Genomic DNA, 17,837 nt, shown 5'->3' on the forward strand with positions numbered 1-17,837 from the left:
GGGCTGACGCCTTCGCGGGCAAGCCTCGCTCCTACAGGGGCGGTGATCTCCTGTAGGAGCGAGGCTTGCCCGCGAAGAGGCCCTCAAATCAAACCTTGAACTGATTGATCAACCGCCGCTGCTGTTCCGCCAATTTGGTCAGGTCCGCACTGGCCGCGCTCGACTCATCCGCGCCACCCGCCACTTCATTGGCCACTTGCCCGATGTTGATCACGTTGCGGTTGATGTCATCCGCCACCGCGCTCTGCTCCTCGGCCGCACTGGCAATCTGCGTGTTCATGTCGTTGATCACCGACACTGCCTGAGTAATCGTCTCCAGCGCCTCGGCGGCTTTCGCCGCGTGCTGCACACTTTCGTCGGTGCGGTTCTGGCTGTCTTCCATGACCCGCACCACATCGCGAGTGCCTTGTTGCAATTGCTGGATCATGCTCTGGATTTCTTCAGTGGCCTTCTGGGTCTTCTGCGCCAGGTTGCGCACTTCGTCGGCCACTACGGCAAACCCACGGCCCTGTTCACCAGCACGCGCCGCTTCAATCGCCGCGTTCAAGGCCAGCAAGTTGGTTTGCTCGGCGATCCCGCGAATCGCGGTGAGGATCGCGTTGATGTTCTCGCTGTCCTTGGCCAGGGTTTGCACCACGCTGACCGCCTTGCCGATTTCCACGGCCAGCACGCCAATCGAATTCGACGTGTCGCGTACGATCTGCATGCCTTGCGCCGCTGCTTTATCCGCATGGCTGGCAGCCTGCGCCGCCGACGTCGCATTGCGTGCCACGTCCTGGGCGGTCGCGGTCATTTCATGCACCGCCGTGGCCACTTGATCGATCTCGGCCATCTGTTTATGCACACCAATGTTGGTGCGGATGGCGATGTCGGCGGTGTGTTCCGACGAATCGCTGACGCTCTGCACCGATGTCACCACTTGCGTGATCATCACCTGCAACTTGGCGAGGAAAGTATTGAAGCCTTTGGCGATCGAACCCAATTCGTCGGCGCGGTCGCTGGTCAGGCGGCGCGTGAGGTCGCCTTCGCCCTGGGCGATGTCGTCGAGCATGGCCACCATTTGCTTAAGCGGACGGGCAATCCCGTGGCCCACCAGCCAAATCACCAGCAAGCCGATACCGGCGATCAACAGGCCAACCATGGCCATGCCGAAGGTGTCGGATTTGCGCTGTTTATCCAGGTCGCCCTGAAGTGTTTGCAGGTCTGCCATCACCGCGTTCAGCGGCAGTTGCAGCATCAGGGTCCAGCGCGCGTCGGTCTGGCCGATGCCGAACGGCAGGTACAACTCGATCCGGCCATTGGCCTTGTCGACGGTGTAGGTCACTTCGCCGCGCTTGAGATTGGACATATTGGCAATCTGCTGGCTGTCGAGGATGTCGCTGACCTTTTCGCCAAATTTGCTTGGGTCCTTGGTGTAGGCAACGATCCGGCCATTGCCGCCGATCAGCGCCATGACGCCCGAGCCGCCATACAGTTTCTGGTTGGCGCCCAGGAGCATTTCCTGGATGAAGTTCACCGACAGGTCGGCGCCGACGATGCCCTGGAAGGCGCCGTTGAGCATGATCGGTTCAATAAAGGAGGCGAGCATGACGATTTTGTCGCCGACCTTGTAGGGCGCCGGATCGATCACGCAGGATTTCTTGGTTTCTTTGGAGCACAGGTAGTACTCGCTGGCGCGCACGCCGGTGGACAGGGTTTTCTGGTCGTCGACGTCGACCAGTTTGTCCAGGCCGAGGCTGCCGTCTTCGTTGCGGAACCACCATGGCAGGAAGCGCCCGTTGGCCGCGTCGATGCCGACCACCTTGGTGTCAACGTAGGCCGCATCGTTGTGGTCCAGTGCGTTTTTTTCCCAGCCGATGTAGGTGCCGAGAATTTTCGGGTTCTTGGTGACGTTTTCCTTGATCAGGCTGATCAACTGCTCACGGCTGATATTGACTTGCGGCTGACCATCTGCTCCCGGTGTGCCGATCAGCTCGTTGACCCGCACCAGTCCGCCGGCAATCAGCAGCGGCGCTTCGAGTTCGCGCTGAATCTGGCTGACCTGGGTTTGCGCCAGGGAAGTCAGGCGTTGCTCGATGACTTGCTCGAACTGTGCCTGGGTCCGTTCCTGGACCATGTCTTGCGTCCGCGCACCGGAAAACAGCGCATACAGCACCAGCGCCGCCACGACACTGAGGACGATGGCGCCAGCGAGGGCCGCTACGGAAAACTGGATCGACTTGAATTTCATGGGTGCTCCGCACGCAAGAGGACGTCTGCGCTGTTGTATCGGCCAGGCAATCGGAGTCCATGAGCGGGTATTGGCGAAATGACCGTTTTGGAGCGCTGGATGTCGTAAATGAAGCAGGCCGCGCATGGCCCACGGGGGATATGAACTTTTTCCTGCGGACAGCAGCGGTTTTTCCGAAAGTCAGTGCTACACGTCTGTTGTATCTGGCGCCGATACAATTCACCGCCTAGGATACGCGCATGTTTTCAGGGAGCTTTTCGATGAACAAGATATTGGTTGTAAGTGCACTGAGCGCAGCCTTGCTGCTGGCCGGTTGTCAGTCGGTCAACACCACCAGCGGCGGAGCCGTCGGCGTTGAGCGCAAGCAGTACATGTTCAGCATGTTGTCCTCGGACGAGGTCAACCAGATGTACGCGCAGTCCTATCAGAAGACAGTAGGCGAGGCGACGACCAAAGGCGTGCTGGACAAGACCAGTACCGATGCCAAGCGCATTCAGGCCATTGCCAACCGGCTGATTGCCCAGGCGCCGAACTTCCGTCCGGACTCGGCCCAGTGGAAGTGGGAAGTCAACCTGATCAAGAGCGATGAACTCAACGCCAACTGCGGTCCTGGCGGCAAGATCATTTTCTACACCGGGCTGATCGACAGCCTGAAACTCACCGACGATGAAATCGCCGCGGTCATGGGCCATGAAATCGCCCACGCCTTGCGCGAGCACGGTCGTGAAGCGATGTCCAAGGCCTATGGCATCGAGATGGCCAAGCAGGGCGCTGGCGCCTTGTTCGGTCTGGGTCAGGACAGCCTGGCTTTGGCCGACACCGTCGCCAACTACGGCATGACCTTGCCGAACAGCCGTGCCAACGAAAACGAGGCTGACCTGATCGGCCTGGAACTGGCGGCTCGCGCCGGCTACAACCCGAATGCCGCGATCACCTTGTGGAACAAGATGAGCAAGGCCTCGGAAGGTTCGTCGCCGGAATTCATGAGCACGCACCCGGCGTCGGCCAGTCGTGTTTCCTCGTTGGAGGCAGCGATTCCTAAGGTGATGCCGTTGTACGAGAAAGCTTCGAAATCCTGATGGTGGTGTATTGGGGCTGATGGCGCCTTCGCGGGCAAGCCTCGCTCCTACAGGGGGAATGCGTATCTCTGTAGGAGCGAGGCTTGCCCGCGAAGAACGATAACGCGGTCTACCGGCCTACGCCGTCAAACCCACCCACTGCTCTGCATCGCCTTGTACACCGCGACAATCGCCAATACCAGGAACGCCGACGCCGCCAGTCGACGGATCAATGTGAGTGGCAGTTTGTCCGCCGCAAAGTTACCGGCCAGTACCACCGGTACGTTGGCAATCAACATCCCGGCGGTGGTGCCGATGATCACCAGCCACAGGTCCGGGTATTGCGCGGCGAGCATCACGGTGGCGACTTGAGTCTTGTCGCCCATTTCCGCGAGGAAGAACGCGATCAGCGTGGTCAGGAACGGGCCGAATTTGCGCGCGGTGCTGGCTTCGTCGTCATCCATCTTGTCCGGCACCAGGGTCCACAGCGCGGTCGCGGTGAAGCTCGCGGCGAGGATCCAGTGCAACGTTGCATTCGAGAAGAAACTGCCGAACCAGGCACCTACCGCACCGGCTGCCGCATGGTTGGCCAGGGTCGCGGCGACGATACCGGCGATGATCGGCCAGGGTTTGCGAAAGCGAGCCGCAAGAATGAGCGCGAGCAGTTGCGTCTTGTCGCCGATTTCGGCCAAGGCAACGATTGCGGTGGGAACGAGAAGTGAATCCAGCATCAGGGTTTTCCTAAGGGGCGGGTCGACACGGCTATGACACGTACAGCCTTCCCGCCCCGGGTAAGGTGTTCGTGTCATAGGTCTTGTCAAACCCTGGCGATCCGTCTGTGCGGACGCTTAGGTCGCATACGCCATGGTCTGTTGACCAAGTATGTTGACGTATGCCGGACGAGCATGGCGCTCGTGGGAGACTACTCCCCTAGGACGGAGCGGATTCTGCCTAGGCAAAACCGATTGGGCAAGCCTCTTTTTTAAAAGAAGTGCTAGCCGCGTTTGGCCCGATAGATTCTGAAACCCTGTCCTTCAGCCTTGATCGCGCATACCCCAAGGTGCTCCTCGATCAGCGGCTGATACTTCAGGAAACTGTTAGCGACCAAGCGAAGTTCGCCACCATTTTTCAGATGTTTGGCCGCTTTTCGCAGCAAGTTCTCGGTGGCGAAATAATCGGTGTGCACGCCGACATGGAACGGCGGGTTGCTCAAAATCGCACTCAAACCCATCGGTGCCGCATCGATACCATCACCGGTAATCACCTCGGCTTCCAGACCGTTGGCGGCCAATGTCAGGCGACTGCTGGCGGCAGCAAACGCATCGACGTCGAGCAACGTCACCTGATTGTGCGGGTAACGACGCTTGACCGCCGCACCCAACACACCGGCGCCGCAACCGAAGTCCAGCAAGTGGCCGCTCGGCAACTTGTCCAGATGTTCCAGCAACAGGGCGCTGCCGCGATCCAGCCGACCGTGGCTGAACACGCCCGGCAGGCTGATGACTTTCAGCGGCCCTTCGGCCAATGGCAATTCGTATTCCTGGGCCAGGCTTTCCAGCGACTTGGCTTCTGGCGCGTTGGCCACGGTGACTAGCCACAACTGGCAATGCCGTGCGCTGTCGAGCTTGCGCGGTTTACCGAACGGGTTCAGTTGCTTGGCTGCGCCTTCGATGCCGCTGCGTTTTTCACCCACCAAATACAACTCACGACCGGCCAGCCGTGAGGCGAGGGCGTTGAGGATGTAGTCGGTCAGGTCCTTGGACTTGGGCAGGAACACCACGGCGGTTTCGAACTCGCGTTCGGGCGCATTCACACCAAACTGGCTGCGCTCGGCAAAGCGTGCGTCGAGCGCCGCTTGATCGCCGGCATGCCAGCACCAGCCGTGGGCGTCGGGCAGGCGACCGAGCAAATCGTCGGCGGGCAAACCGGCCAACAACACCGAACCCTGGAATAACTCGGCCTGACGAAGCAGTACTTCACTGCGCGGATCCATACTCTGCTCCTTGAAAAAAAGTGCGGCAGTTTATCAACTGACGACCCGCAGCGCTGTACCGCTGAAGAACGCCTGGGCGTTTTCAGTCAATTGGCCAACGATCCGCTGACGCGCTTCGCGACTGCCCCAGGCGTTGTGCGGGGTGACAATCAATCGGGGGATGTCATTGGCCAGCAGTGGATTGCCGTTAACTGGCGGTTCGACGCTCAACACATCGGTGGCCGCGCCGCCGAGGTGACCGTTGCGCAAGGCGTCGGCCAACGCCTGTTCGTCGATCAAGCCACCGCGAGCGGTGTTGACCACGAACGCACCGGGTTTCATCGAGGCCAGTTCACGGGCACCGATAAAGTGGCGGGTGTGTTCGTTGAGCGGGCAATGCAGGGTCAGGGCGTCGATTTGCGGCAGCAGTTCATTCAACGGCAAGCGATCCGGGCGGGCAGGGCGGCCGGGGATTTGCCCGAGCAACACGCGCATGCCGAAGGCTTCGGCCAGTCGTGCCACGGCGCCACCGAGCTCGCCGTGGCCGAGCAAACCAAGGGTTTTGCCTTCGAGTTCGACGATCGGGTAATCCAGCAGGCAAAACTGTTTGGCCTGCTGCCAGCGGCCTTCGCCGACGGCTTTCTGGTAATCCGCCAGGCGTGTCGCCAGGTTCAGCAGCAACATGATGGTGTGCTGGGCCACCGACGGCGTGCCGTAGCCCTGGCAGTTGCACACGGTAATCCCGTGGGCGCGAGCGGCGGCCAGATCGACGTTGTTGGTGCCGGTCGCGGTGATCAAAATCAATTTCAAATCAGGGCTGGCGGCGATGGTGGCGGCATCGATCAGGATCTTGTTGCTGATGGCGACGGTGGCGCCCTTGAGGCGTTCGACCACTTGGTCCGGCGTGGTCTGGGCGAACAATTGCAAGTCGCTGAAGCAATCGCGCAAAGGCGTCAGGTCGAGGTCGCCCAGGTCCAGGGACGGGTGGTCGAGAAAAACGGCGCGGCGAGAGTTCGTCATCAACTGTACCTTTTGTGCAATGAACTGAAGGCGTAATCTGCCGAGCCTACCAGATGAAACAAATGGTTACGCCTACCTGGCCGGATGCTGAACCCTGTGGGAGCGGGCTTGCTCGCGAAGAGGCCGTGTCAGTCGATGCAAATGTGACTGATACACCGCCTTCGCGAGCAAGCCCGCTCTCACAGGGATAATTGCAAACCTGTGAATTTCATTTCGACCGATCTGCCCCAGAGGAGCCCCCCATGTACTGGACAGAATTCTTGACCGTTGCCCTGATTCACCTGCTGGCCGTCGCCAGCCCCGGCCCGGACTTTGCCGTGGTGGTGCGCGAAAGCGTGACCCACGGTCGGCGTGCCGGGACCTGGACTGCGCTGGGTGTGGGCACGGCGATTTTCCTGCACGTGGGTTATTCGCTGCTCGGCATCGGCCTGATCGTGTCCCAGTCGATCGTGCTGTTCAACGCGTTGAAATGGGCCGCCGCCGCGTACCTGCTGTACATCGGCTTCAAAGCCCTGCGCGCGCAACCGGCCAAACCGGTGACAGACGACTTGCACAAGGAAGTCGGTGAGCGCACCGCCCGTGGCGCCTTCACCTCGGGTTTCGTGACCAATGGCCTGAACCCGAAAGCCACGCTGTTTTTCCTGTCGTTGTTCACCGTGGTGATCAACCCGCACACGCCGCTCGCCGTTCAGGCCGGCTACGGGATTTACCTCGCCTTCGCGACGGCGCTGTGGTTTTGCCTGGTGGCCAGGTTGTTCAGCCAGCAACGGGTACGCGCCGGTTTCGCCCGCATGGGCCACTGGTTCGACCGGACCATGGGCGCGGTGCTGATCGCTATCGGCGTGAAACTCGCGTTCACCGAGATGCATTGATCCGATAGGCGAACGGCTTGCCGGTGATGGCGTCGCCAAAATCGCCTTTGCCGGCAAGCCGTGCTCCTACAGAAGCGGGTTGAGTTCGCTCAATTTGTTGAGTGCGTTCAGATATTCCCTGGGATTCTCCCCCAGCAAACGGCGAAACATCGCGCTGAACGCCCGCGCGCTGCCGTAACCCAGATCCTGCGCCACGCTCTGCACGCTTTCCCCGGCGAGCAGGCGGGGCAGGGCTTCCATCAGGCGCAGTTGCTGGCGCCAGGCATTGAAATTCATCTTCAGTTGTTGCTGGAACAGGCGCGCCAGGGTGCGTGAACTGGCGCCGACCTGCTGTGCCCAATCTTCCAGGGTGTTGGGATGATCAGGTGCGCGCAGCAGCGCCAGGCAGATGCCTTGCAGGCGCCGGTCCTCGGGCATCGGAATGTGCAAAGGAAGGTTTTCCAGTCCGGCAATTTCTTCGAGCATCAGACTCTGGATCAACGGATTTTCCGCGTGTTGCGGACCTTGCACCGCGCGCAGGATCAGTTCGCGCAGCAACGGCGTGACCGCCAGCACACAACACTGCTGCAGGCCCGGCGGCGACAGTTCGGCGGCAATGAACAGCGAACGCATGCGCACCTCGCCGGACATAAAAATCTCATGCTCCACCAACGGTGGAATCCACACCGCCCGGGTCGGCGGAATCACCCACGCACCCTGCGCCGTGACCACTCGCATGGTCCCGCAAACGGCGTAGAGCAATTGCGCTTCGCGGTGTTGATGCAATTCCTGATGCGCACCGTCCACATAATCCCGTGGATAGGCGCTGACCGGGCCGTGCAGGAAATGGCTGATTAACATGTCAGATCCGATGACTTTGTTGTCAGGAATACGCTTTTTCGCCAACTTAGCATAAGCCGCTCACTACAACGTAAAGCGTGCCGCGATGAACCAGTCCAGAAATGTCATCCGCTACATCAACGCAGCCCATGTGATCGACCACATGTTCATGCTGATTTTTCCCGCCGCCATCCTTGGCATGACCCAGGCCTTCGCGCTGGATTACGCCGCGCTGATCGGCCTGTCACTCGGCGGCTTCATTGCGTTTGGCGCCTGTTCGCTACCGGCCGGTTGGCTGGGGGATCACTGGAGTCGGCGGCAAATGATGCTGGTGTTTTTCTTCGGCATCGGCGCTTCGGCGATCTTTACCGGGTTGAGCAGCAGCGCACCGATGCTGGTGCTCGGCCTGACGCTGATCGGGATATTCGCCGCGATCTACCACCCGGTCGGTACCGCGATGCTGGTGGCCTACGCGCAGAACCGTGGCCGGGAAATCGGCATCAACGGCATGTGGGGCAACCTCGGCGTGGCGTTTTCGGCGTTGATCACCGGGTTGTTAGTGGCGCAGTTCGGCTGGCGCTCGGCATTCATTCTGCCGGGCGTGGTGGCGATTGCCCTGGGCATCGGGTTTGCCTTGCAGGTGCGAGAAGAGCCAATCCCCAAGCGTCCCCACTCACCGCTCAAAGGTGCGGCCGGCCAGCGGATTTCCATGGTCATGGTGTTCGGCGTACTCGCCTTGGCCACGGCCACCGGCGGCGTGGTGTTCAACGCGACGACCATGACTTATCCAAAACTGTTCCAAGAGCGCCTGCATGATCTGTTTGCATCGCCGCAAACCTTGGGCATCGTGGTCAGCCTGGCGTATGCCTTCGGTGCCGTGGCGCAATTGAGCATCGGCCGGATCTTGCATCGGTTCAGCCTGAAATGGCCGTTCATCGTGTTGACGCTGTGCCAGGCGCCGCTGTTGTTCGGGTTGGCCTATGTCGACGGCTGGGCCGTGATTGCGCTGGGGGCGGCGTTCATGTTCGTGGTGTTTGGTCAGGTCACGGTGAATGACGCGATGGTTGCCAACTTCGTCGCACCGCAATGGCAATCCCGGGTCTTTGCCCTGCGTTACTGTTTATCGTTCGGTGCCAGTGCGACGGCGATTCCGCTGATTTCGTTCGTCGAACCGCGCCAGGGATTCGTAGGGCTTTATTTGATATTGGCGGGTTTCGCGGCGCTGACCTTCGTGGCTGCGCTGGTTTTCCCACGCACACCTTCTGAGGCTGCCGTAGGACAAACGGCGTAAGCGGTGAAGAAATCCTGCAAATGCTGGCGCAAAGCTAGCATTTGTACGGTTCTGCAAATCATACCTTTGGCTGATTTGGTTGGCGTATAACGGCTCTAAAGTGCTTCTCTCCAAAGCCAAGACCGTGCAGTCAGAAAAGGGATTCTTATGTTGCAGACTCGCGTTATCCCGCCAGCCGAAGGCGCCTACCAGTATCCGTTGTTGATTAAACGACTGCTGATGTCCGGCGCTCGTTACGAGAAAACCCGCGAGATCGTGTACCGCGACCAGTTGCGCTACAGCTATCCGACCCTGATCGAACGGGTTGCTCGGCTGGCCAACGTACTGACGGCGGCCGGGGTCAAGGCCGGCGATACCGTGGCGGTGATGGACTGGGACAGCCATCGTTACCTGGAATGCATGTTCGCCATCCCTATGATCGGCGCGGTGATCCACACCATCAACGTGCGTCTGTCGCCGGAACAGATCCTCTACACCATGAACCACGCCGAGGACCGCTTCGTGCTGGTCAACAGTGAGTTCGTAGGCCTGTACCAGGCGATCGCCGGGCATCTGACGACGGTCGAGAAAACCCTGTTGCTGACCGACCTGCCAGAGAAAACCGCCGACTTGCCGAACCTTATCGGCGAGTACGAACAACTGCTGGCCGCTGCGAGCACGCAGTACGACTTCCAGGATTTCGACGAAAACTCCGTCGCGACCACCTTCTACACCACCGGCACCACCGGCAATCCGAAAGGCGTGTACTTCACCCATCGGCAACTGGTGCTGCACACCATGGGCGTGTCGACCATCATGGGCTCCATCGACAGCGTGCGGCTGCTGGGCACCAACGATGTCTACATGCCGATCACGCCGATGTTCCATGTGCACGCGTGGGGCTTGCCATACGTGGCGACGATGCTCGGGCTCAAGCAGGTTTACCCCGGTCGCTACGACCCGGAATACCTGGTGGAGCTGTGGCGCAAGGAGAAGGTCTCCTTTTCTCACTGCGTGCCGACCATTTTGCAAATGGTCCTCAATGCCAAGGCCGCGCAAGGCACCGATTTCGGCGGCTGGAAAATCGTCATCGGCGGCAGTGCACTGAACCGTACGTTGTACGAAAACGCCAAGTCCAAGGGCATTCAACTGACCGCCGCCTATGGCATGTCAGAGACCGGGCCGCTGGTTTCGTGTGCTCACCTCAATGACGAGTTGATGGCTGGCACCGAAGACGAACGCACCACTTACCGGATCAAGGCCGGCGTGCCTGGGCCATTGGTGGAGGCAGCGATTGTCGATACCGACGGCAACTTCCTGCCTGCCGACGGCGAGACCCAGGGCGAACTGGTGCTGCGTGCGCCGTGGCTCACCGAAGGTTATTTCAACGAGCCGCAGAAGGGCGCCGAGCTCTGGGCCGGCGGCTGGCTGCACACCGGCGATGTGGCGACCCTGGACAGCATGGGTGTGATCGACATTCGTGACCGGATCAAGGACGTGATCAAGACCGGCGGCGAGTGGATCTCCTCCCTGGACCTCGAAGACCTGATCAGTCGTCACGTAGCGGTACGCGAAGTAGCAGTGGTGGGAATCGCCGATCCGCAGTGGGGCGAGCGGCCGTTTGCCTTGCTGGTGATCCGCGAAGGGCATGAGATCGGGGCTCGTGAACTCAAGGAACACCTCAAGCCGTTCGTTGAGCTGGGGCACCTGAGCAAGTGGGCGATCCCGAGTCAGATCGCCCTTGTTACTGAAATTCCCAAGACCAGTGTCGGCAAGCTCGACAAGAAGCGTATCCGCCTCGACATCACTGAATGGCAGGCCAACAACAGCACCTTCCTCTCGACGCTTTAAGCGTTTTCTGACCCCGCTGGCGTGCCCGAAAAGGCACGTCAGCCCCACCAAGCAAGCGCTTGGCTTGTGAAATCCGAATTTTCAGCCATCCTTGCCGTGCCGACATGTGTCGGACTGGCGAAAGGACTGTTCCAGAGTGGCCGGCAGCTGCAAATCACACTTTAGAGGGATCAAGCAGTACTACCTGCTGGCTATAGTCCGCTCAAGGATTTTTAAGAACGGAGCAAACGCACAAACGGGGCGATGCACCTTGGGAATGAATTCGGGACGCCTTGGCTTCCGGTCTTCCACAACGTTTTTAAAAGTACTCACTGCCATAACAATAATGCACATGGAGTAGCGTCGATGACATCAGTAAACCAGTTCTGGCGCCGGGCGAAATTGCCCCTGGCGGTCAGTCTCGCCTCTTCGCTCGCCGGGCCTGCATTCGGCGTCAGTTTCAACGTCGGTGAAATCGAAGGTCAGTTCGACTCATCCCTGTCGATCGGTGCCAGTTGGTCTACTCAGAGTCCCAACAAGAACCTTATCGGCGTCAACAACGGCGGCCACGGCCTGTCACAGACGTCCGATGACGGTCACGCAAACTTCAAGAGCGGGGAAACCTTCTCGAAAATCTTCAAGGGCATCCACGACCTTGAATTGAAATACGGCGACACCGGGGTCTTCGTCCGCGGTAAATACTGGTACGACTTTGAACTCAAGGACGAAAGTCGCGAGTTCAAGGACATCAGTGACAACAACCGCAAGGAAGGCGCCAAGTCCGCCGGTGGGCAGATCCTCGACGCCTTCGTCTACCACAACTACTCCATTGCCGATCAGCCGGGTTCCGTGCGTCTGGGCAAGCAGGTAGTGAGCTGGGGTGAAAGTACCTTCATCGGCGGCGGCATCAACTCGATCAACCCGATCGACGTGTCCGCGTTCCGTCGTCCGGGTGCCGAGATCAAGGAAGGCCTGATTCCGGTCAACATGTTCTACGTGTCCCAGAGCCTGACCGAAAGCCTGTCGGCCGAGGCCTTCTACCAGCTCGAGTGGGACCAGACTGTCGTCGATAACTGCGGCACGTTCTTCTCCCAGCCAGACATCATTGCCGACGGATGCGACAGCAACCTGCGCGTGCTGAACAAGCGTTCGCAGATTCCGGCCATTGCCTTGGGCCCGTTGGCCGCCAATGGCGTCGACGTCAACGAAGAAGGCGTGCTGGTCCGTCGCGGTGGCGATCGCGATGCGCGTGACAGCGGCCAGTGGGGCGCGTCCCTGAAGTACATGTTCGACCCGCTGGACACCGAGTTCGGCGCCTACTTCATGAACTACCACAGCCGCGCGCCGATCTTCAGCGCCACCGGTGCTCCACAATCGGTCTACAACACTGCACGAGCGCTGCCAGGACCGTTTGCGGCACTCGCCCCGTTGCTGGTGGCAGGCAACTCGGAATACTTCGTTGAATACCCGGAAGACATCCGTCTGTACGGCTTGAGCTTCTCCACCACCCTGCCTACCGGTACGGCGTGGAGCGGTGAGATCAGCTACCGTCCGAACGCACCGGTGCAACTGAACTCCACCGACATCCTGTTCGCCGGTGTGCGTCCTATCGGTGGTGCCTTGTCCAATGCGTCCTTGCTGACCGGTGTGCCGGGCCAGGACCTGCACGGTTATCGTCGCAAGGAAATCACCCAGTTCCAGACCACCCTGACGCACTTCTTTGACCAAGTCATGGGCGCCAGCCGTCTGACCCTGGTCGGTGAAGTGGGCGTGACCCACGTCGGCGGCCTGGAAAGCACTTCCGATGTCCGTTATGGCCGTGATCCGGTCTACGGTCCGGGTGAATTGCCGGCTACCGGCACCGCCAATACCTGCGCCAACATCCTCAACGCCAGCACCATCAATGGCGCCGGTCCTGGTTCGCCACAGAACAACCGCAGCCGTAACTGCACCAACGAAGGCTTCACCACGGCGACCTCGTGGGGTTATCGCGGTCGGGCCATCTGGGAATACAACGACGTGTTTGCCGGTGTAAACCTCAAGCCGAACGTGGCCTGGTCGCATGACGTCAGCGGTTACTCGCCTGGCCCTGGCGGCAACTTCGAGGAAGGTCGCAAAGCGGTGAGCCTGGGTGTCGATGCCGAATACCAGAACACCTACACCGCGAGCCTGGCCTACACCAACTTCTTTGATGGCAAGTACACCACCGTCGACGACCGCGACTTCGTTGCGCTCAGCTTCGGCGTGAACTTCTAAGCACTGCTTTTTCAGGACGAACACACATATGAAAATAACAAAGAGTCTGTTCCACGCCGGTGTTCTGGGGCTGTCGCTGCTGGCGACAAGCGTCATGGCCGCGGTGCCTGCCGCTGAAGCGGACAAGCTGGGCAAAAGCCTGACGCCGATGGGCGCCGAAATGGCGGGCAATGCCGACGGTTCGATTCCGGCCTGGAAACCTCTGGCGAAGAATGCCGGCACTGTCGACAGCAAGGGCTTCCTGTCCGACCCGTATGCCAGTGAAAAACCGCTGTTCACCATCACCGCGCAGAACGTTGACCAGTACAAAGAGAAGCTTGCTCCGGGCCAGTACGCGATGTTCAAGCGCTACCCGGAAACCTTCAAGATGCCGGTCTACCCGTCCCATCGCGGTGCCACCGTGCCGGATGACGTGTTCGCCTCCATCAAGAAAAACGCCACCAACACTAACCTGGTGTCCGGCGGCAACGGCCTGGAAAACTTTGAAACCGCCGTACCGTTCCCGATTCCGAAAAGCGGCGTCGAAGTCATCTGGAACCACATCACCCGCTATCGCGGCGGCAGCGTGACGCGTCTGGTAACCCAGGCCACGCCACAGCCGAACGGCTCGTTCAGCCTGGTGTACTTCCAGGATCAGTTCGTGTTCCGCGACAAGATGAAGGACTACGACCCGAAAAACCCGGGCAACATCCTGTTCTACTTCAAGCAGAAAGTGACCGCGCCGGCACGTCTGGCCGGTGGTGTGCTGCTGGTGCACGAAACCCTCGACCAAGTGAAGGAACCGCGTTCGGCGTGGGTCTACAACGCCGGTCAGCGTCGTGTGCGTCGTGCTCCGCAAGTGTCCTATGACGGGCCGGGTACTGCCGCTGATGGCCTGCGTACCTCCGATAACCTGGACATGTACAACGGTGCGCCGGATCGCTACGACTGGAAACTCGAAGGCAAGAAAGAGATGTACATCGCCTCCGACAGTTACAAGCTCGACGATCCGAAGCTGAAATACGCCGACATCATCAAGGCCGGCCACATCAACCAGGATCTGGCTCGTTACGAACTGCGCCGGGTCTGGCATGTGGTTGCAACCCTGAAGGAAGGTCAGCGCCACATCTATGCCAAGCGTGACTTCTACATCGACGAAGACACCTGGCAGGCTGCGGTGATCGATCACTACGACGGCCGTAATCAGCTGTGGCGCGTTGCAGAAGCCCACGCCGAGAACTACTACGACAAGCAAGTGCCGTGGTACGCCCTGGAAACTCTGTATGACCTGCAATCGGGTCGCTACCTGGCACTGGGCATGAAGAACGAAGAAAAATCGGCGTATGACTTCGGCTTCACCGCCACCACCAGCGACTTCACCCCGGCTGCACTGCGTCAGGATGGTGTTCGCTAACACGCTGTAGACAGAGGCCGCATCCTCGAAAAACGCCCCGACTGGTTCGGGGCGTTTTTATTGGAAGTCCATAACGGCCTGTCGTAGCAGCTGCCGAGCAGCGCGAGGCTGCGTTCGGCTGCGAAGCAGTCGTAAAACCTGAGTGCACGGTCTTCCTGATGCACCGCGTCGCCTGGTCTCAGGACTGCTTCACAGCCGAACGCAGCCTCGCGCTGCTCGGCAGCTGCTACAAGGGATTCAGATTCGGTGCGGTTATCGGGTTGTAGTCTTTTTGTAGCCATTTGTAGCAACAACCTTCAATACCTCTTCGTTTACCGCTAGTCTGCGGACATCTGCAACGCCGCCAACAGCATTTCAAACAAGAGCCGGCCATGACTGATCTGTCCCCACTTCCGGGTCCTGCAAGCGTTGCCGTCGCGGCACTGGACGGGCGTTTCTTCCGGCCCCCGCTGCCTGACGGCCATGTGCTGCGACCTCGCTTGTGCGAACGCCTGAGCGCGGGGCTGAGTGGGCGGTTGCTGCTGGTCAGCGCACCGGCGGGGTTCGGCAAGAGTTCGCTGGCCGTGGAGTTCTGTCAGGGACTGCCGGCGCACTGGCAAAGCCTGTGGCTGGGGCTGAGTCCGCGTGACAATGATCCGGGACGTTTCCTCGAGCGTCTGCTCGAAGGCCTTCAGGACTATTTTCCGCAACTGGGCAGCAAGGCGCTCGGGCTGTTGAAAATGCGTCAACGCCATCAACCGTTTGCTTTCGAGGAGTGGCTGGACGGTCTGCTGGATGAACTGGCCGTGCATTTATCGCCGAGTACGCCCCTGTTGCTGGTGCTGGATGACTACCATTTGGCCCAAGGGCCGGTGCTTGATCGCTGCCTGCAATTCTTCCTCAATCATTTGCCCGATGGACTGCTGGTCATGGTCACCAGTCGGCAACGTCCCGACTGGCACCTGGCGCGGCTGCGTCTGTCGCGGCAATTGCTCGAACTGCATGAGCAAGACCTGCGCCTGACCCACGACGAAGCCCTGACCCTGCTGGATCGCCACAGCAGTTCATTACGCGGCGAGGCCCTGGAAAACCTGATCCAGCGCAGTGAAGGCTGGGTGGCCGGCCTGCGCTTCTGGCTGTTGGCGGCCTCCGAAGCCGGCAGCGAGGGTGCGTTGCCGCAGTCGCTGCATGGCGGGGAAGGGCTGATCCGCGATTACCTGCTGGAAGAAGTCATCGATTGTTTGCCGGCCGAAGTACAGGCATTCCTGTACGACACCGCGCCTCAGGAGCGTTTTTGCAGCGAGCTGTGCGACGCCGTGCGCGAAGCCCATGACAGCGCGGAAATCCTCAGCTTCCTGCTGGCGCATCAGGTTTTCCTGGTGCCGCTGGACGAGCACGGTCACTGGTACCGTTATCACCATCTGTTTTCCGACTTGTTGCGTACGCGACCCAAGACCCAGGCCCTGGTGCCGGCCGCCAGCCTGCATTTGCGCGCCTGCCGTTGGTTCAATGCCCAAGGCTTGCTCGATGAAGCAGTGGAGCAAGCATTGCGCGCCGGGCATCTGGATGTCGCGGCGAATCTGGTGCAAAACCTGTCTGAAGAACAACTGCTGGCGGAGCAGAACGTCGGCATGCTGCTGCGCTGGAAAATGGACTTGCCCGACAGCCTGCTGATCAGCACGCCACGGCTGATCGTGCTCTACAGCTGGGCGCTGGGGCTGGCCTGTCAGCTGGATGCTGCCGAAGAGCTGGCCAATCACTTGAGCCGCTTCCTGCCGGCGCCATCGGCCACGGCGCAGAAGTCCATGCTGGCGCAATGGCTGGCCCTCAGCGGCATCATCGCCCGGGGTCGCGGCAATCGTGAATTGACGTTGCTCTATTGCAGCGAAGCGCTGGAGAGCCTGCCGGCCAAACGCTACGGCCAGCGCCTGATGTGTCTCTCGACCTTGTCCAACCTGGCCATTGCCGATGGCGACTTGTGGCGGGCGCGGGGGCTGAATCGTGAGTCTCTGGAGTTGGCGCAGCGCGTCGGCAATCCCTTGTTCGAAGCGTTGGCCCATTACGACCGCGCCCGCGTGTTGCAGGCCCGAGGGGAAATCCTGCGTTCGCTGGATGAAGTCCGCCAGGGCCTGCAGCGTCTGCACGGCTTGTCGCCACAACGGCTCTACGCGGTGCGGGCCCGACTGATCTTGTACGAAGGTTTCTTGCTGGCCCTGCGCTTGCAGCCACAGGCCGCACGCTTACGTTTGCAGGCCGGTTTGAGTGAAGCCCGGGCCTGTCGCGATATCAGCGTTTTGATCGGCCACTGCGTAATCGCCAGGCTCGACGGCAGCAGCGGCGAGTTCGCCAAAGCCTTCGCTGAACTGGCCGAGGCCGAACGGCTGATGCACATCTGGGACGTCCCGCCGATCTACTACCTGGCGATGATCACCCTGGTCAAATGCGAACTCTGGCTGGCCCAGGGCCGCACCGACCTGGCAGAAGCGTGGCTCGCACGATTGGGCCAGACTTACAACGGCGAACGCGCCGCCGCACCACCGGAATTCCACCCACAATTGCCATTGCACATCGAATTGCAGCAAGCGCTGCTTGATGTGATCCAAGGCCAGCCGATGCTGGCGGAAGGGCGATTGAATGCGCTACTGGAACATGGCCAGCAAACGGGACGACAGATGCTCAGTGTGATGGCGCTGACGCAGAAAATCACATTGTTGCTTGCGGGCGGACGTGAGCCAGAGGCGCGTAAAGCGTTGACCCAGGCCTTGGAAGCCGCAGCCGGTGGCGTCCTGCAACCGTTCGACGGCTTACTGGCCGAACACCCGGACTGGCTGCGTGGGCAACTGCAACTCTGTGCCCAGACAGCTGTTTCGCAAAACCTTATAGAAAAACTGCCTGCCGCTATCCCCCGTCCGGCTCTGGAGTTATCCCCAGGCGCGGAAACCCTCAGCACCCGTGAGCTGGCCGTCTTGCGGTTGATCGCCCAAGGTTGTTCGAACCAGGAAATCAGTGATCAGCTGTTTATTTCCCTGCACACGGTGAAAACCCACGCCAGCCATATCAACAGCAAGCTTGGGGTGGAGCGGCGCACACAAGCCGTGGCGCGGGCGAAGGAGCTGGGTGTGCTGGGCTAACCGAAGC

12 protein-coding genes, 1 pseudogene and 1 riboswitch are annotated in these 17,837 nt (G+C 60.2%); of the genes and pseudogenes, 7 read left to right on the forward strand and 6 right to left on the reverse strand.

What is annotated here, in order from left to right:
- Positions 1–88: 88 nt before the first annotated feature.
- Together ACIOYV_RS31085 and ACIOYV_RS31090 are read right to left on the reverse strand one after the other, a co-directional pair.
- Positions 89–931 (reverse strand): methyl-accepting chemotaxis protein, encoded by an 843-nt coding sequence (locus ACIOYV_RS31085; protein ID WP_401330019.1) that lies wholly within the window; start codon positions 929–931, stop codon positions 89–91.
- A gap of 15 nt (positions 932–946) precedes the next feature.
- Positions 947–2,356: pseudogene (locus ACIOYV_RS31090) on the reverse strand (HAMP domain-containing protein); the annotation flags it as partial.
- Between the two features lie 134 nt (positions 2,357–2,490).
- Here ACIOYV_RS31090 and ACIOYV_RS31095 point away from each other — a divergent pair.
- Positions 2,491–3,309, forward strand: coding sequence for a M48 family metallopeptidase (locus tag ACIOYV_RS31095; protein WP_054045622.1), 819 nt, complete (start codon positions 2,491–2,493; stop codon positions 3,307–3,309).
- Positions 3,310–3,434: 125 nt separating this feature from the next.
- Here ACIOYV_RS31095 and ACIOYV_RS31100 read toward each other — a convergent pair whose 3' ends face one another.
- The 3 genes from ACIOYV_RS31100 to ACIOYV_RS31110 all read right to left on the reverse strand — a co-directional run bounded on the left by ACIOYV_RS31100 (position 3,435) and on the right by ACIOYV_RS31110 (position 6,280).
- Positions 3,435–4,019 carry a TMEM165/GDT1 family protein gene (locus ACIOYV_RS31100; RefSeq protein ID WP_109502507.1) on the reverse strand — a complete coding sequence of 195 codons (585 nt, stop codon included), beginning with the start codon at positions 4,017–4,019 and terminating at the stop codon, positions 3,435–3,437.
- Between the two features lie 89 nt (positions 4,020–4,108).
- A riboswitch (yybP-ykoY riboswitch) is annotated at positions 4,109–4,231 on the reverse strand.
- 51 nt (positions 4,232–4,282) lie between these two features.
- Entirely contained in the window at positions 4,283–5,281 is a 999-nt protein-coding gene (locus ACIOYV_RS31105; RefSeq protein WP_401329986.1) for a methyltransferase, read from the reverse strand.
- Between the two features lie 33 nt (positions 5,282–5,314).
- The gene (locus ACIOYV_RS31110) at positions 5,315–6,280 is read right to left on the reverse strand and encodes a 2-hydroxyacid dehydrogenase (RefSeq protein WP_401329989.1); all 966 of its coding nucleotides are present in this window, start codon (positions 6,278–6,280) and stop codon (positions 5,315–5,317) included.
- 242 nt (positions 6,281–6,522) lie between these two features.
- On the opposite strand from ACIOYV_RS31110, the gene ACIOYV_RS31115 reads away from it, so the two are divergent.
- Complete coding sequence (locus ACIOYV_RS31115; RefSeq protein WP_054045614.1) at positions 6,523–7,152, forward strand: LysE family translocator; 630 nt, start codon at positions 6,523–6,525, stop codon at positions 7,150–7,152.
- A 66-nt stretch (positions 7,153–7,218) separates the two neighbouring features.
- On the opposite strand, the gene ACIOYV_RS31120 is transcribed toward ACIOYV_RS31115, so the two are convergent.
- A complete protein-coding gene (locus ACIOYV_RS31120) occupies positions 7,219–7,992 on the reverse strand; it encodes an AraC family transcriptional regulator (RefSeq protein WP_401329994.1) in 774 nt (257 codons plus the stop codon).
- Positions 7,993–8,077: 85 nt separating this feature from the next.
- On the opposite strand from ACIOYV_RS31120, the gene ACIOYV_RS31125 reads away from it, so the two are divergent.
- From ACIOYV_RS31125 to ACIOYV_RS31145, 5 genes are all read left to right on the forward strand, one after another.
- Positions 8,078–9,262 carry an MFS transporter gene (locus ACIOYV_RS31125; RefSeq protein ID WP_401329997.1) on the forward strand — a complete coding sequence of 395 codons (1,185 nt, stop codon included), beginning with the start codon at positions 8,078–8,080 and terminating at the stop codon, positions 9,260–9,262.
- 147 nt (positions 9,263–9,409) lie between these two features.
- On the forward strand, positions 9,410–11,092 hold the full coding sequence (locus ACIOYV_RS31130) for a fatty acid--CoA ligase (RefSeq protein ID WP_054045610.1): 1,683 nt from the start codon (positions 9,410–9,412) through the stop codon (positions 11,090–11,092).
- A gap of 345 nt (positions 11,093–11,437) precedes the next feature.
- Positions 11,438–13,327: a DUF1302 domain-containing protein gene (locus tag ACIOYV_RS31135; RefSeq protein WP_163912012.1), complete on the forward strand. Its 1,890-nt coding sequence runs from the start codon at positions 11,438–11,440 to the stop codon at positions 13,325–13,327.
- A 28-nt stretch (positions 13,328–13,355) separates the two neighbouring features.
- Positions 13,356–14,720: a DUF1329 domain-containing protein gene (locus ACIOYV_RS31140; RefSeq protein WP_163912015.1), complete on the forward strand. Its 1,365-nt coding sequence runs from the start codon at positions 13,356–13,358 to the stop codon at positions 14,718–14,720.
- 371 nt (positions 14,721–15,091) lie between these two features.
- Positions 15,092–17,830, forward strand: coding sequence for a LuxR C-terminal-related transcriptional regulator (locus ACIOYV_RS31145; RefSeq protein ID WP_401330001.1), 2,739 nt, complete (start codon positions 15,092–15,094; stop codon positions 17,828–17,830).
- Positions 17,831–17,837: the final 7 nt, after the last annotated feature.

Source organism: Pseudomonas sp. NPDC087342, assembly GCF_044744265.1.
In the GTDB taxonomy this organism is placed as follows: domain Bacteria; phylum Pseudomonadota; class Gammaproteobacteria; order Pseudomonadales; family Pseudomonadaceae; genus Aquipseudomonas; species Aquipseudomonas nunensis.

Excerpts from the sequence above, each read along its gene's own strand:
- ACIOYV_RS31085 (WP_401330019.1), bottom strand. The coding sequence starts at position 931 with ATGATCACGCAAGTGGTGACATCGGTGCAGAGCGTCAGCGATTCGTCG.
- ACIOYV_RS31095 (WP_054045622.1), top strand. The coding sequence starts at position 2,491 with ATGAACAAGATATTGGTTGTAAGTGCACTGAGCGCAGCCTTGCTGCTG.
- ACIOYV_RS31100 (WP_109502507.1), bottom strand. The coding sequence starts at position 4,019 with ATGCTGGATTCACTTCTCGTTCCCACCGCAATCGTTGCCTTGGCCGAA.
- ACIOYV_RS31105 (WP_401329986.1), bottom strand. The coding sequence starts at position 5,281 with ATGGATCCGCGCAGTGAAGTACTGCTTCGTCAGGCCGAGTTATTCCAG.
- ACIOYV_RS31110 (WP_401329989.1), bottom strand. The coding sequence starts at position 6,280 with ATGACGAACTCTCGCCGCGCCGTTTTTCTCGACCACCCGTCCCTGGAC.
- ACIOYV_RS31115 (WP_054045614.1), top strand. The coding sequence starts at position 6,523 with ATGTACTGGACAGAATTCTTGACCGTTGCCCTGATTCACCTGCTGGCC.
- ACIOYV_RS31120 (WP_401329994.1), bottom strand. The coding sequence starts at position 7,992 with ATGTTAATCAGCCATTTCCTGCACGGCCCGGTCAGCGCCTATCCACGG.
- ACIOYV_RS31125 (WP_401329997.1), top strand. The coding sequence starts at position 8,078 with ATGAACCAGTCCAGAAATGTCATCCGCTACATCAACGCAGCCCATGTG.
- ACIOYV_RS31130 (WP_054045610.1), top strand. The coding sequence starts at position 9,410 with ATGTTGCAGACTCGCGTTATCCCGCCAGCCGAAGGCGCCTACCAGTAT.
- ACIOYV_RS31135 (WP_163912012.1), top strand. The coding sequence starts at position 11,438 with ATGACATCAGTAAACCAGTTCTGGCGCCGGGCGAAATTGCCCCTGGCG.
- ACIOYV_RS31140 (WP_163912015.1), top strand. The coding sequence starts at position 13,356 with ATGAAAATAACAAAGAGTCTGTTCCACGCCGGTGTTCTGGGGCTGTCG.
- ACIOYV_RS31145 (WP_401330001.1), top strand. The coding sequence starts at position 15,092 with ATGACTGATCTGTCCCCACTTCCGGGTCCTGCAAGCGTTGCCGTCGCG.